Consider the following 13,876-nt stretch of genomic DNA (forward strand, 5'->3'; position numbering starts at 1 on the left):
TCGCCCCGGGCGGGGTCGCCGGGGTGGACGTGGCGTCGGTGGATCAGTTGAGGCGGGTGTTGTCGTCCGGGCTGCCGTACCAGTCGACGTGGTCGTCGGCGATGCGCACGACGACGGTTTTGATCCAGGAGAAGTCGTCGAAGGACTCGGTTCCCGCGTCCTTGCCGATACCGGACTCCTTGACCCCGCCCCAGGGCAGCGACGGTTCGAGCCGGTGATGATCGTTGACCCACACCATGCCGGCGACGATCCGGTCCGCGACGCGGTGTCCGCGGGCGATATCGCGGGTCCACACGCCGGCGCCGAGTCCGTAGCGGTTGTCGTTGGCCATCGCGACGGCTTCCTGTTCGCTGTCGAACGGGATGACGACGGCGACGGGGCCGAAGATCTCTTCCTGGGACACCGTCATGTCGTTGGTGGCGTCGGCGAGCACGGTGGGTTCGAGGAAGAACCCGCCCTGCAGCGGCCCGGGCAGGTCGGGGACGCCGCCGCCCGCGACGAGGCGAGCGCCTTCCCGGACACCGATACCGACGAGTTCGCGGACGCGGTCGCGCTGGCGTGCGCTGATGAGCGGACCCATTTGGGTGCCGGGTGCGGCGGGATCGCCGATCCGGATGGCGCGGGCCCGCGCGGCGAGTGCGGTGACGAACTCGTCGTAGACCGCGCGCTGGACGAGGAACCGGGATCCGGCGACGCAGGATTGGCCCGCGGCGACGAACGCCGCGAATGCCGCGCCTTCGGCCGCGACGACCGGATCGATATCGTCGAAGACGATGATCGGTGTCTTCCCGCCGAGTTCGGCGGTGACGCGCGCGAAACGGGACGCGGTGGCGACGGCGGCCGAACGGCCGGCCTCGGTGCCCCCGGTGAGGGTGATCTTCGCGACGTCGGGGTGGTGGGTCAGCCGCTCGCCGGCCGCGCGGCCGCCGGTGACGACGGTGACGACTCCGTCGGGGAGTCCGGCCTCCCGCAGTATCCGGGCCAGCGCGAGGCTGGTGAGCGGCGTGGTCTCCGAGGGCTTGACCACCACGGTGTTGCCGTTCGCGAGGGCGGCCGAGAGACTGCGCGCGAGAATCAGCATCGGATGATTGAACGGCGTGATGATGCCGCATACGCCGAGCGGCGCGCGGCGCTGATAGGTGAGATACGGTCCGTCACCGGGCAGGACGGCGTCGCGCTGGGCGGCGAGCAGCGCGGCGTTGTAACGGAACCATTCGGGCACTCGGGAGAGCTGGGCGCGGGTTTCGGTGACCGGCCGGCCGTTGTTGCGGGTCTCGAGCCGGAACAGGTCCTCGGCGGCGGCGTCGACGGCGTCCGCGATACGCAGCAGCAGTTTCGCGCGTTCGCTGCGCGGCAGAGCCGGCCACGGACCGGACTCGAATGCCGCGCGGGCGGTCCGGACTGCCTCGTCGACGGCGTCGGCGCCCTGTTCGGCCACGATATCGATCACCGCACCGGTGGACGGATCCAGGATTTCGCGTGTGGTTGCCGCGCTCCGGTCCGGGGACAGGTCGGTCGTGGTGTCGGTCATGGCGCCGAGCCCTTCGTATCGTGTGTCGATGGGAGCGCCCGGACGTGACGACTGGTGCTCTGGTAGAGAACCACGTCACACCGTGGGCGCCCATCGAGTATCGAATCCGGCGTGCGCCACCTCAATGTCTCGAGCTACACAGTTGCCAGAAATGTATGTCCGATCAGTACACAGTGTGTCAGTCTGGGCCGGTGAGCGAAGGACAGAGCGGCGGCCACTCCGCCGAGTTGGTGACCTGGTTGCGCAGCCTGCGCACACTCAGTGCGGCCGCGGTGTCGGGCGACGGGCTGCGCGAGGTGCTCGACCTGGTGGCCGCGACGGCCCGCTCACTACTCGGTTTCGACTTCTGCGGCGTCCTCACCCCGGGTGTTACCGAGGAGAGTCTGCTCATCACCGGCTGGAGCGGGCTGTCCGACGACTATGTCGCCCGGATCAACGCCGACCGGCCGGTGGGGCTGGACAGCACCGCGCCCTCCACCCGCGCGTTCCGGACCGGCCGGCCGGTGGTCATCCGGGACATCGCGGCCGAACCGCGGTTCGGCCCGTGGGGCGATGTGGCCCGCGACCAGGGATACCGCGCCATGGTGTCGGTGCCGCTCGTCGCGGCGGGACATGTCCTCGGCACCCTCAACGGGTACTACAAACCGGTTCACACCTTCACCCACTACGAGACGGAGCGGATGTCGCTGCTCGCGAACCACGCGGCGATCGCCCTCACCTCCGCGCGCCGGCTCGCGGAGCTGAGCCGGCTCAACGCGTCTCTACGCGCCCAGCGCGACGTGCTGACCCGATCGGAACAGATCCACGAGCGGCTGCTCGACGTGACACTCCGGTCCGGGGGATTGCCGGGTATCGCCGAGGTCCTCGGCGAGCTGATCGCGCGACCGCTGCTCGTCGAGGACGCCGGTGGAGCCGTGCTCGCGACGACGGGAGACCTCGCGCGACTGCCCGATCCGCGCTACCGCGGCGACGCCGATATCCCGGCGGCCGTCTCGGCGAAACCCGTCGCGGTCTCGACGGAACCGGGCACGTTCTGGGTGTCGGTGGTACGTCTCGACGGTGAGGTGGTCGCCCGGCTCTGGTACCCGGGCGACCGGGGGCCGCTCGACGCGCTGGGCGAGCGCGCGGTGGAGCACGCGGCGCTGGTCATCTCGCTCGAACTCTTCCGTGTCCGCACCGGGACAGAGGTCGAGCACCGGCTCCGCGGTGAACTGCTCGCGGAACTGCTCACCGGCGGCGAGGTCACCGAGGAGGCGATACGCAGGGCGCAGCGGCTCGGCCACGACCTGTCCCGCCCGCACTGCGCGATCGTGGGATCGATGACGATCGACGGCGCGGAAGCCGACCTCCGCACCTATTCCCGCGCCCTCACCTCGGTGACCCAACTGGTCCGCGGCTACCATCCGCGACCGCTGGCAGCCATGCACCGTGGGCATATCGTGGTGTTGTGGCCGCACGGCGCCGAGACGGAAGCCGGTGCCGTCGAGGTGGTGGGCCGCCGGGTGGCCGAGCGCGTCCGGGCAGCGCTGGCGACGGCGTCGCGGTCGGTCACCGCGAGTGTCGCGCTCGCCGACGGCGGGGGTACCTGGGCGCAGTCCTACCGTGTCGCCAGGGGCGCACTCGAAGTCGCCGCCCGGTCGGGCAATCGAGGCGCGGTCGTGGAACTGGGCGATCTCGGCCTGGCCGGCCTGCTGCTGCAACTCGACGACCCGGCCCAGCTGGCGGCCTATTCGGATCGGGTCCTGGCGCCCTTGACCGCCTACGACCGCACCCATCGGACCCACCTCGTCGAGACCCTCGAGGCGTACCTCCGGTGCAGACTGAACCGGCCCGAAACGGCAGCGGCACTGCACATCCACATGAACACCGTGAAACAGCGTATCCACCGGATCGAGGAGCTCACCCACTGCGACTTCGCGGATCTGGAGACGGTCGTGACTTTCGGTACCGCTCTCACTCTCCGCGATGTCGCGAACGCCGGCCGTGACGCCGCACCGGCGGCGGTCGGGGGAGTGGGCCGATGATTCGCCGTCCGGGACACCCCGGGCAGCCGCCGCGGTCCGGCCGTCCGGGCGGGCAGGGCGATCCGAGTGTCGGTGGGGCTCGGTAGCGTCTGGTGGTGTGGACACTGGGGAACGTATCCGAGAGCTCGCGGACCGTGTGGTGGCGCTGCGGGACGCCTATTACCGGGGCTCGCCGCTGGTCGCCGACGCGGAATACGACGCGATCGAGGATGAACTACGAGGCCTGATCGAGGCGCATCCCGATCTCGCGCCCGACCCGAACCCCCTCGAGCAGGTCGGTGCGCCCGCCGTGCTGCACGCTCCGATCCGGCATTCGCGGCCGATGTTGTCGCTGGAGAAGGCGACCACCACGGATCAGGTCGCGGCGTTCTTCGATCGGTTTCCCGGCCAGCCGGTGGTGGTGATGCCCAAGCTCGACGGCCTGTCGCTGGCCCTGGTTTTCGAGGACGGGCGGTTCGTGCGTGCCGTGACCCGCGGTGACGGCACCACCGGGGACGATGTGACGATGCTGGTCCGGGCGCTGGTGGACGGTGTTCCCGAGCGGATCGACCTGCCGGGCCGGGTGGAGGTGCGTGGTGAGGCGGTGATGCTGCGGTCGACCTTCCTCGGCTACAACTCCGCGCACCCGGACAAGCCGCTGATCAATCCGCGCAATGCCGCGGCGGGCACCCTGCGGGCAAAAGACCCGGCCACGGTCGCGCAGCGGCGGCTGCGGTTCTTCGGCTTCGACCTCGATACCTCCGCCGGCGGTGCCGCGGCCGATCTGGCGGAGGGGCTGCGGGCGCTGGGGATCGCGGGGGCGCAGATGCGGATCTGCGCCGACGCCGAGCAGGCCCAGGCGGCGATCACCGTGATCGAGCAGGGCCGCAACGATCTGGACTACGACATCGACGGCGCCGTGCTGCGGCTGGCCGACCGCGACGCCTACGCCGCGGCCGGGACCCGGTCCAACAGCCCCCGTGGCGCGCTGGCGTTCAAGTTCGCCGCCGAGGAGAAGACCACCCTGCTCAACGAGGTGGTCTGGGATGTCGGCAAGACCGGCAAGATCGTCCCGGTCGCCTGGCTGGAGCCGGTGTTCGTCGGCGGTACCACGGTCACGAAAGCGACACTGGCCAACCAGCAGGTGATCCGCGCCCGCGATATCAAGGTAGGTGACACCGTGCTGGTCCGCCGCGCGGGTGATGTGATCCCGTTCGTCGCCGGCGTCCTCGACGCCTCGAAACGTACGGGCGCCGAGCGCGAGATCGTGCCGCCCACCGACTGTCCGTCCTGCGCGCAGCCGGTGACCGAGCAGGGCAACAGCCGGGAATTGTTCTGCACCAATGTCTCCTGCCCCGCGCAGACGGTACGCAGGCTCATCCACTGGGCGTCGCGGCCGGCGGCCGATATCGAGGCCTTCGGCCAGGTATGGATCGAACGCCTGGCCGAGGCGGGCATTCTGGAGCGTCCCTCGGATTTCTACACGCTGACCGCCGAGCGCCTGCTCGAGTTCGACCGCATCGGCGAGACCTCGGCCGCACGCATGATCGACTCGGTCGACGCCTCCCGAGGAGTGGGTCTGCGCCGCGCGCTGATCGGTCTGGCGATCCCGATGGCCTCGGAGGGCACCGCCGCCCGCCTGGCCCGGGCGGGTTTCCGGTCCCTGGAAGAGGTCGCCGACGCGGGTGAGGAACGACTCGTGGCGGTGGAGGACATCGGCCCGAAGGTCGCGGCGTCCCTGGTCGAGCACCTCACCCGGCTGCGTCCGGAACTGCGACGGTTGCGCGCCGCGGGCGTGAACCTGGACGTGCTCGACGAGGACCTGCCACCGGTCGTCGCGGCCGGTGCGCCCTTGGACGGCACGACGGTGGTGATCACCGGCGCGATCAGCGACCCACGCTCCGGCGAGAAGGTCGCCCGCCCGACCTTCCAACGCCTGTGCGAGCGGGCGGGGGCCACGGTGGCCTCCTCCGTCTCGGCCAACACCGATCTGCTCGTCACCGGCGCGGGAGTGGGCGAGAGCAAGCTGACCAAGGCCGCGAAACTCGGCGTGGAAGTCGTCGATCAGGAGAAGATCTGGAATCTGCTGATCGCCGCCAACGTCGTCTAGACGTCGGCGGACCGGCCGAAAAGAGCCGGCGAACCGGTGTGGGGCCGCGGTCGTCGGACCCGCGCGCCCCGCGCCGACCGGCTACGCACGGTGCGCGGCGTCGAGTGCGCGGGAAGTGGGCGACGCGTGGCCGGTGTAGTGGGCCACCGGTCCTTCGAAGAGCACCGTTCCGCCGTGTCTGCCCGGGCCGGGACCGAGGTCGATCAGCCAGTCCGCGTGCCGGATCACCTCGGGGTTGTGCTCGATGACGACCACGGTGTGGCCGGCGTCCACCAGGGCGTCGAGCACATGCAACAGTGTCTCGATATCGGCCGGATGCAGACCGGTGGTCGGTTCGTCCAGTAGATACACCGCGGGTTCGGCGGCTTCCCGGAGTTCTCTGGCGATCTTCACCCGCTGACATTCGCCACCGGACAGTCCGCTCAGCGGTTCGCCCAGCCGCAGGTATCCGAGGCCGACTTCGGCGAGCCGCTCCAGGGCCCGGGTGATCGCCGGCTCGGGCAGCCGTGCGATGGCCTCGGCGACGGTGAGGTCGTCGATATCGGCGATGGACAGGCCGTCCACCGTGTGGGAGAGCGCTTCCGGGGTGAAGCGTCGCCCGTGGCAGCTGTCGCAGATGGTCTCCTGCCCGTCGAGGAACGCGAGATCGGTATGGACGACACCGAGCCCGCCGCAGTCCGGGCAGCCCCCCGCGGAGTTGGCGCTGAACAACGCGGCGGGTACCCGATTGCGCCGGGCGAAGAGTTTGCGGACGGCGGGAGCGATCCCGGTGTAGGTGAGCGGAGTGGATCGGCGCGTGGCACTCACCGGTTTCTGATCGAGCACCGTCGCCTCGTGCCGGGCGGCGAATTCGGCGGCCAGGCTGGATTTTCCGGAGCCCGCGACGCCGGTGAGCACAGTGAGTACGCCGGTCGGGATATCGACGGTGACCCCCCGCAGATTGTTGCGGTACGCCTCGGCCACGGTGAGTTTGCCGGTCGCCTGCCGTGGCTCCCGGCGGGCCGTGCGTTGCCGCGCCAGTGCGCGCGCTGTCGGTGTATCCGCGTCGCGCAGGTCGGAGAATGCGCCCTGGAACACCAGCCGGCCTCCCTCGGCGCCCGCGCCGGGACCGAGTTCCACGATCTGATCGGCACACGCCATCACGGCCGGATCGTGTTCGACCACCAGCACGCTGTTGCCGCTGTCACGGAGCCGGGCGAGCAGCCGGGTCATCGATGCCACATCGGTGGGATGCAGGCCGACGGTCGGTTCGTCGACCACATAGGTCATTTCGATGAGGCTCGAACCGAGATGTTTCACCGTTTTGACGCGTTGCGACTCGCCCCCGGACAGTGTCGTGGTGGCGCGGCCGAGGGTGAGGTAGCCGAGTCCGATGGTGGTCATCGCGTCCAGCCGGGCGCACAGCGCCTCGACCACCGGCGCGACCCGCGGCACTCGGAGGGTCGCCACGAGTCCGGCGAGTTCGCCCACTTCCATCCGGGCCATCTCACCGATCGTGCGACCCAGCACGGTGACAGCGCGCGACTTTTCGTTCAGCCGGTCACCGCCGCACGCGGCACAGCATTCGGCGCGGGTGAACCGGCGGATCGTCTCCTGTTTGCGCTCGGACAGGTTGTCGGAGGTGTGCAGATGAATTCGTTCGAACCGCTCGACTATTCCTTCGTAGTCCCCGGGCGGACGGTTGCCCAGCCGCGCCGCGGCGGCGCCGCCGTACAGCAGTGCGTCACGCTCGGTTCGTCCCCATTCCCGCAGCGGCGTATCGGGGTCGAAGACGCCGATACCCGCGTACTGGTCGTACCAGTAGCCGCCGTGGCCGAATCCGGGCAGCAGAATCGCCCCCTCGGCGAGGCTTTTGTCCAGGTCGAGAAACCGTTCGGTCGCGCTGACCACCACCTCGCCCAACCCCGAGCAGGTCCGGCACATGCCCGCCGGTTCGTTGAACGAGAAGTGATCGGAATCCCCGACCCACGGCTCACCGATCCGCGAGTACAGCAGCCGCAGATAGGTCCAGGTGTCGGTGATCGTACCGACCGTCGAGCGGGCGTTGCCGCCGATGCGCCGCTGATCGATCACGACCACCGGCGACACCCCGTCGATGCGGTCGACCGGCGGTCGCGCCCATTTCGGCAACCGATTGCGCACGAACGGGGGATAGGTCTCGTTGAGCTGGTAGCCGGCCTCGGCCGCCACGGTGTCGAAGACCAGGGACGATTTCCCGGAGCCGGATCGGCCGACGAAAACGACCAGCCGATGGCGGGGGATATCGAGATCGAGACCGGCCAGGTTGTGGGTGCGCGCGCCACGGATGGTGATGCTGCTCGTATCCATGCAGTCGACGCTAGGGACAGATGTGGCCGGTTCCTGACCACGATTCCCGGAAGAATCGGCGGGGTGGCGGATGTGACCGAACGAATGCTGGCGCTGTTGTCGACACTGCAGACCGGGAGCGCCTACTCCGGTGAGGATCTGGCCCGGCGGCTCGATACCAGCCCGCGAACGCTGCGCCGCGATATCGAGCGACTCCGCGCTTACGGCTATCCGGTGGAGACCCGCCCGGGTCCGGGCGGCTACTACCGGCTGCGAGCCGGCCGCACGATGCCGCCCCTGCTCCTCGACGACGACGAGGCGATCGCCACCCTGCTCGGTCTCGCCGCGCTCGGCGCCACCGGCCCCGCGACCGCCGGCGGGCTCGACGACGCCGCGAACCGCGCCTACGGCAAGATCGACCAGTTCCTGCCCGCCCGGCTCCGGCCGCGCGTGGCGGCGATACGCGCCGGTCTGGATACGGGTCGGCGCGCCGCGCCCGGGGTGTCGCCCGACCACCTCGCCACGCTGGCCGCCGCGAGTGCGGACCGTGAGATCGTGACTTTCACCTACACCGATGTCCGCGGGGTGACGAGCCCTCGACGGGTCCACCCCTACCGCCAGGTCCATCAGCATCTGCGCTGGTACCTGCTGGCCTGGGATACCGATCGCGCGGACTGGCGGGTATTCCGCGTGGACCGGATGGGCGAGTTGCTACGAACCGGCGGGCGGTACGAGCCGCGTCCACTACCGGCCGATTCCGCGGTCGAGTACCTGCAGCGTGGCCTCGACTCCGGTAAACAGCGCGTCGACCTGCTGGTCGCGGCGCCGCCGGAACGGGTCGCGGATGTGCTGACCTATCAGCACGCGGATATCGCCGCCCACGACGACCGGCACGCCTGCGTCACAGTCCGGCTGGACACCTGGCAGTGGTTGGTCGGCGCACTGGCTTTCCTCGACGCCGATTTCACCGTACGAGCGCCCGCGGACTTCCGGACCGGGTTCGAAGTCTTCGCGAGGCGCCTGCTCACGGCGGTCACCGACCGGGCGCGCGTCCGATCCGACGAGGCCGCCGGCCGCGCCGGCCCGGCCGGGTACCCGGCAGACCCGTAACCGTACGAGGTCGTCGTCGGCGTAACCGGTCGTCGATCCCGGCGCTGCTCGCGCCGGTCGTCGCCGGTGCCGTCGCGGTGGCGAGCCGGCGACCAGCGCGACGCCGCACACGCCGAGGGCCGAGGCCGTGCCGGCACCGGGCGGTTGCGGCGGTACCCGGTCGCCGGGTAGGACGGTGTACGCGGGCCACCGATATCCCGAGTCTTTCCGTGCGCCGACCGGTTCCGCTGCCCGGTCCTCGGCTGCCACCTCCTCGGCCGATCGGGACGCGGTCTGTCGGTGGAGGGAACGGATGGCACGCCGGCACTCGAGCCGCCGCCGACAGTGGGCCGATGCCGAGATATGCTGCCGTGGCCGCGAGTTCACCGATTCCACGGATCGAGCGGCACTGCCATGCGATCAACCGAGAGGATGTGGCCGGTAGCGTGAGTAGCTATCTGGTTGTCCAGCTGTACTGCCTTCCCGCGCAGGCCGATTCCGTGCGCTCGGCCGCGGTCGGCGAACTGGCGAAGTTCCCCGAATTCGACCGGGCGACAACAGAACTGGCGCCGAAAGCCGAAGGAGAGCACCGGATGCATCTGGACTGGGCCGAGGAGCATCCCGGCCAGGATCCGGGTGAGCGCACCTATTTCTCCCTCGAGATGACCTCCCCGGTCGATGTGCCGGAGTCCGTTTTGCGGAACGTGGAGGATCAGATCATCGAGTGGATCGATACGACCTTCAACGACGAGGCGAACGATATCGCCGAAGTCCAGTGGGCGAGCTTCGCGGAGATCAGGCAGAACGCCTGACAGCCGCAGGTGCCGGGGGCGGCCGGCGGTCGGTCTCGTCGACCGGGTGAGCGATCGCGACTCCCGTCGCAAATCCCGCTGTTCGGCGAGGTCGGCCGACACAATATGGCGATGCGAACCTATGTCCGTGTACTGACGGCGGCCGTCGCCGGAATACTCGTCGTCTTCGCGCCCACCGTCGCGGCCGCCCCGGTTCCCGGCGGCTCGGCTCAGCTTCCGTTCCCGCTGACACTGCAACCGGAGGGAGTGCGGGCCCCGGCGGCGGCGCTGGCCGAAGCCGGTACCGGTGTGATCATGTGGTCGCGGCAGCCGGATACCCGCGTCCCGATCGCCAGTATCACCAAGGTGATGACGGCGGTGGTCGTGCTCGAATCGGGCGATCTCGAGCGTCCGGTCACGGTGTCGCGCGCCGCCGTCGACTATGCCGCCGCCTACGGCGGAAGTACCGCGGGCCTGGCCCCCGGTGAGGTGCTCACCGCGCGCGAGTTGCTGTACGCGATGATGCTGCCCTCGGGGTGCGACGCCGCCTATGCCCTGGCCGAGGCTTTCGGGCCGGGGCCGGACGCGTTCATTGCCGAGATGAACGCCACCGCGCAGCGGCTGGGGATGCCGAACACACATTTCAGCGACCCCAGCGGCCTACCGGCCCCCGATGATTTCGCCACCTACTCGACCCCGGCGGAGTTGGTCCGGCTGGGCAGGCACGCGATGGCCGATCCGGTCTTTCGGGAGATCGTCGGATCGCAGGTCCACCACCTGTCCGCGGGTCCTGCGAACCGGGACCACGTCTGGGAGACCACCAACGGGCTGCTCCGGGATTATCCCGGCACCACCGGAATCAAGACCGGGTCCACGAATGCCGCCGGAACCTGCCTGCTGTTCGAAGCCTCCCGGGGTGCGCAACGGCTGATTGGTGTGGTCCTGAACAGCTCACCCGACGATCTGGCCGCCGCGGCGGCCGACGCCGCACGCGTGATGGACTGGGGTTTCGTCCCGATCCTCAGCGGGTTGCCCGTCGGCTGACCGGGCGGTCGTCCGCCGCCGATCGCGACGTAGCAGGGCCGCGACGGTCCTTCGCCTCCTCACGGCTGGGTGTCGCGATCGCACTCGAAGCCATGCGCATGCTCGAGGACGGCGTCGCCTCCGCCGCGGATATCGACGCGGCGATGACGTTGGGTTACAAACACCCGATGGGTCCACTGCGTACGACCGATGTGGTCGGTCTGGATGTCCGGCTCGCCATCGCCGAACACCTCGCCCGTGAGGTCGGTGCCCGATTCGCGCCACGGGGATCCTGCGGGAGAAGGTCGCCGAAGGGCATCTGGGCCGGAAGACCGGGCAGGGGCTTCTACACCTGGTGACGCGCTACGACCCGGGCGGCCGGCCGTGTTCCGGGAGCGACCGATCGGCCCGCCGGGAGCATCGGGCTCGCTGTTCAGCACGGGGGCCGCAGGATGACCAGCACCGCCGCCACGCCGGTTGCCATGCAGGCGACAGCGGTCGTCGCCAGCACCGCCGAATGCGATATCGCGGTGACGCAGAGTCCGAACAGCAGGCAGGTACCGACCGCGAGTAATAGCGTGCCGCGATCCAGGCCGGCGAGCCGGCTGCCGACGCTCCGATCGTCGGTACGGGGCGCGTCGGGGCGCTCGGCGGACAGCGAGCCACCGGTCCGTCCTCCGGGCGGCGGCCGGGGCGGTATCTGCGGTCGTGTGTTCGGGTGCACGATTCGGGGGCTCATGGCCGGCTCCTACGACGCACAGCAAACAGTGGATGCCATCCTCTGCTCACATCGTAGGTCTGTCCGGGTACACGCAGGGCGTTTCGGGCGGATCCCCTTCGATTGCCGACCTGCCCCGTGGCGCTCGGCAGCGTCCGGTACCGCCGCCTTTTCGCGCCGGATCTCAGCTCCGGCCGGTACCGTTGTCGCGGGCTTCGACGGCCTCGATCGTCTTGTGGAACGCATTCCTCAGGACGCCCCGGCCGACGGACCCGACCACGGCTCCGAGCGCCCGGCCCGTCAGGTTCTTGCCCTCGCGCACCACGAGGACGTCCACGTCGGTCTTACCGTCGGGGCGGGGTGTGAAGGTGTAGGTGTGGCCGGAGTGGCCACCCCAGAGATTGGAGTCGGTGGTCGTCATGACGACCCGGTGAGGGTCCGACCAGTCGTAGTGCAGGCGTTCCCAGATTCCGCGTGACCCCTCCGTGACGTCGGCTTCGGTGGGGCCGCGGTGGTGCACCTCGAGGTATTCGTCGGCACTGTTGCCGAACAGTTTTTCGCGGCCCGGCCCGAAATCGGTGAGCGCGGCAATGAACTGTTCGGGTGTCGCGTCGGTCGTTTCCGTGAAATGGAGAGTGGCCATGGGTGCTCCTGTGTTGGCGGTGGCTTCGTCTCGGTGACCAGGAACTACGCGTGTCCTTCCAGGATAGGAAGCGAGCGGCGTCCGGGGGAGTGTCGGCAGTGTCTCCCGACACGCGGCAGTCGGTCGGCGCCGGAATGTCGGGGGTGTGGAGTAGGCAGGGATCATGACTGCCTCTTCCGCGGCCCAGGGCCCGACCCGGCCCACACCCGGACCCCGCCTGCTGGACGTCCGTCGCCTGTGGGCCGAACCGGAGGCGCTGGCGAGCCCGCGCGGCCGCCAGGTGCGTGCGCGCTTCCCCGATGCCGAGATCATTCCGGTCGCGTCCCACTGGCAGATCGACCGGTTGCACGGCAACGCGGGCAATATCGACCGCTGGATCCGGGTCAAGACCGAGGACCTGGTGCTCGGGGTGAAGAAGTCGCTGACGGCCCGGGAGAACGGGCGTTCGGCCGACTGGATCGCGCCCTCGACATCCAACGGCTGCGCGATGGCGTGCGCCTACTGCTACGTTCCGCGCCGCAAGGGTTACGCCAACCCGATCACGGTATTCACCAATATCGACAAGATCGTCGGCTACCTCGGCCGGCATGTGCGCAGGCAGGGGCCCAAGACCGTGCCGAACCAGTGCGATCCCCACGCGTGGGTCTACGACCTGGGGGAGAACAGCGACTGCTCGATCGACGCACTGGTCAGTGACAATGTCGCCGACCTGATCACGGCGTTCCGCTCCTGGCCTACCGCGAAGGCCTCGTTCGCCACCAAATACGTCAACCGCGACCTGCTCGATCTGGACCCGCGGGGCCGGACCCGGATCCGGTTCTCGCTCATGCCCGAGGCCGACGCCCGGCTGCTGGATCTGCGCACCACGCCCATCCGGCAGCGCATCGCCGCGATCGACGACTTCGTGGCGGCGGGCTACGAAGTCCACGTCAACTTCTCCCCGGTCGTCGTCCGCCCCGGCTGGGAGCGGGACTGGGCCGAACTGCTGGAGCAGCTGTGCGACGGCACGGGGTCCGCCTTCAAGGCGCAGGCGGCCGCGGAGATCATCATGCTCACCCACAACGAACAGTTGCACGAGGTCAACCTCGGCTGGCATCCGAAGGCCGAGGACCTGCTGTGGCAGCCGGCCGCCCAGCAGGCCAAACGATCCGGTTCGGGGATGTGGAACGTGCGCTACCGCAACCACGTCAAAGCCGCCGGAGTGGATACCCTCACCGGTCTCATCGCCGAGCGGACGCCCTGGTTGACGGTGCGCTACGCGTTCTGAGCCGTCCGGCGCCGACCGGGACCGTGCCCGGAACGGTCAGCGGGCGCGGTGGGGGTCGCGGCGGAGATGCTCCTTCGCGGATCCCAGGAAGCTCGCGACGAGCGGGTCGCGTTCGCCGCGGCGGGTGAACACGGTGACCCGGCACGGCTCGATGCCGTCGATCGGGATCACGGCGAGATCGGCGCGGAGCGTACTGCGCCGGTCGTCGACAGGCACGATGGCGAGGGCCCGCCCGTCGGCGACCACATGCTGCGTCCGGGACACCGGCCGAAGTCGCGCGGGCGGTGGTGTTCCTGGCGTTCGACGCCACCTACACGACCGGCGCCGAACTCGTCGTGGACGGCGGGGGTTCGCCGCTCTGAGGTGCTCCGATCCGGAGGACCGGAACGCCGCC

Annotated in this window: 13 protein-coding genes; 8 read left to right on the top strand and 5 right to left on the bottom strand. The window is 69.7% G+C overall.

Features of this window, described 5'->3' with window-relative positions; translation table 11 throughout:
• Positions 1-43 precede the first annotated feature (43 nt).
• Complete coding sequence (locus tag ABZV91_RS07790; protein ID WP_355237072.1) at positions 44-1,531, bottom strand: aldehyde dehydrogenase family protein; 1,488 nt, start codon at positions 1,529-1,531, stop codon at positions 44-46.
• A 191-nt stretch (positions 1,532-1,722) separates the two neighbouring features.
• Between ABZV91_RS07790 and ABZV91_RS07795 the strand changes: the two genes are divergently transcribed.
• Both ABZV91_RS07795 and ligA read left to right on the top strand, forming a co-directional pair.
• Positions 1,723-3,555, top strand: coding sequence for a GAF domain-containing protein (locus ABZV91_RS07795; protein ID WP_355237075.1), 1,833 nt, complete (start codon positions 1,723-1,725; stop codon positions 3,553-3,555).
• Positions 3,556-3,652: 97 nt separating this feature from the next.
• Positions 3,653-5,644: an NAD-dependent DNA ligase LigA gene (gene ligA, locus ABZV91_RS07800; RefSeq protein WP_355237078.1), complete on the top strand. Its 1,992-nt coding sequence runs from the start codon at positions 3,653-3,655 to the stop codon at positions 5,642-5,644.
• 81 nt (positions 5,645-5,725) lie between these two features.
• On the opposite strand, the gene ABZV91_RS07805 is transcribed toward ligA, so the two are convergent.
• Complete coding sequence (locus ABZV91_RS07805; RefSeq protein WP_355237080.1) at positions 5,726-7,972, bottom strand: ATP-binding cassette domain-containing protein; 2,247 nt, start codon at positions 7,970-7,972, stop codon at positions 5,726-5,728.
• Positions 7,973-8,035: 63 nt separating this feature from the next.
• Between ABZV91_RS07805 and ABZV91_RS07810 the strand changes: the two genes are divergently transcribed.
• From ABZV91_RS07810 to ABZV91_RS07825, 4 genes are all read left to right on the top strand, one after another.
• On the top strand, positions 8,036-9,061 hold the full coding sequence (locus ABZV91_RS07810) for a YafY family protein (protein WP_355237083.1): 1,026 nt from the start codon (positions 8,036-8,038) through the stop codon (positions 9,059-9,061).
• A gap of 332 nt (positions 9,062-9,393) precedes the next feature.
• Positions 9,394-9,852, top strand: coding sequence for a hypothetical protein (locus tag ABZV91_RS07815; protein ID WP_355237085.1), 459 nt, complete (start codon positions 9,394-9,396; stop codon positions 9,850-9,852).
• A gap of 111 nt (positions 9,853-9,963) precedes the next feature.
• Entirely contained in the window at positions 9,964-10,875 is a 912-nt protein-coding gene (locus ABZV91_RS07820; protein ID WP_355237088.1) for a serine hydrolase, read from the top strand.
• Between the two features lie 92 nt (positions 10,876-10,967).
• Positions 10,968-11,213: a 3-hydroxyacyl-CoA dehydrogenase family protein gene (locus tag ABZV91_RS07825; RefSeq protein WP_355237091.1), complete on the top strand. Its 246-nt coding sequence runs from the start codon at positions 10,968-10,970 to the stop codon at positions 11,211-11,213.
• Between the two features lie 74 nt (positions 11,214-11,287).
• Here the strand turns inward: ABZV91_RS07825 and ABZV91_RS07830 are convergent, their stop codons facing one another.
• Together ABZV91_RS07830 and ABZV91_RS07835 are read right to left on the bottom strand one after the other, a co-directional pair.
• Complete coding sequence (locus ABZV91_RS07830; RefSeq protein ID WP_355237094.1) at positions 11,288-11,593, bottom strand: hypothetical protein; 306 nt, start codon at positions 11,591-11,593, stop codon at positions 11,288-11,290.
• Positions 11,594-11,756: 163 nt separating this feature from the next.
• Entirely contained in the window at positions 11,757-12,215 is a 459-nt protein-coding gene (locus ABZV91_RS07835) for an SRPBCC family protein (RefSeq protein WP_355237097.1), read from the bottom strand.
• Between the two features lie 163 nt (positions 12,216-12,378).
• Between ABZV91_RS07835 and ABZV91_RS07840 the strand changes: the two genes are divergently transcribed.
• Complete coding sequence (locus ABZV91_RS07840) at positions 12,379-13,482, top strand: spore photoproduct lyase family protein (protein ID WP_355237100.1); 1,104 nt, start codon at positions 12,379-12,381, stop codon at positions 13,480-13,482.
• A 36-nt stretch (positions 13,483-13,518) separates the two neighbouring features.
• Here the strand turns inward: ABZV91_RS07840 and ABZV91_RS07845 are convergent, their stop codons facing one another.
• Positions 13,519-13,746: a hypothetical protein gene (locus ABZV91_RS07845; RefSeq protein WP_355237103.1), complete on the bottom strand. Its 228-nt coding sequence runs from the start codon at positions 13,744-13,746 to the stop codon at positions 13,519-13,521.
• A 23-nt stretch (positions 13,747-13,769) separates the two neighbouring features.
• Between ABZV91_RS07845 and ABZV91_RS07850 the strand changes: the two genes are divergently transcribed.
• Positions 13,770-13,844, top strand: a complete 75-nt coding sequence (locus tag ABZV91_RS07850; RefSeq protein ID WP_355237269.1) for a hypothetical protein — start codon at positions 13,770-13,772, stop codon at positions 13,842-13,844.
• The last annotated feature ends 32 nt before the right edge of the window (positions 13,845-13,876 follow it).

Source organism: Nocardia sp. NPDC004568 (assembly GCF_040609955.1).
In the GTDB taxonomy this organism is placed as follows: Bacteria; Actinomycetota; Actinomycetes; order Mycobacteriales; family Mycobacteriaceae; genus Nocardia.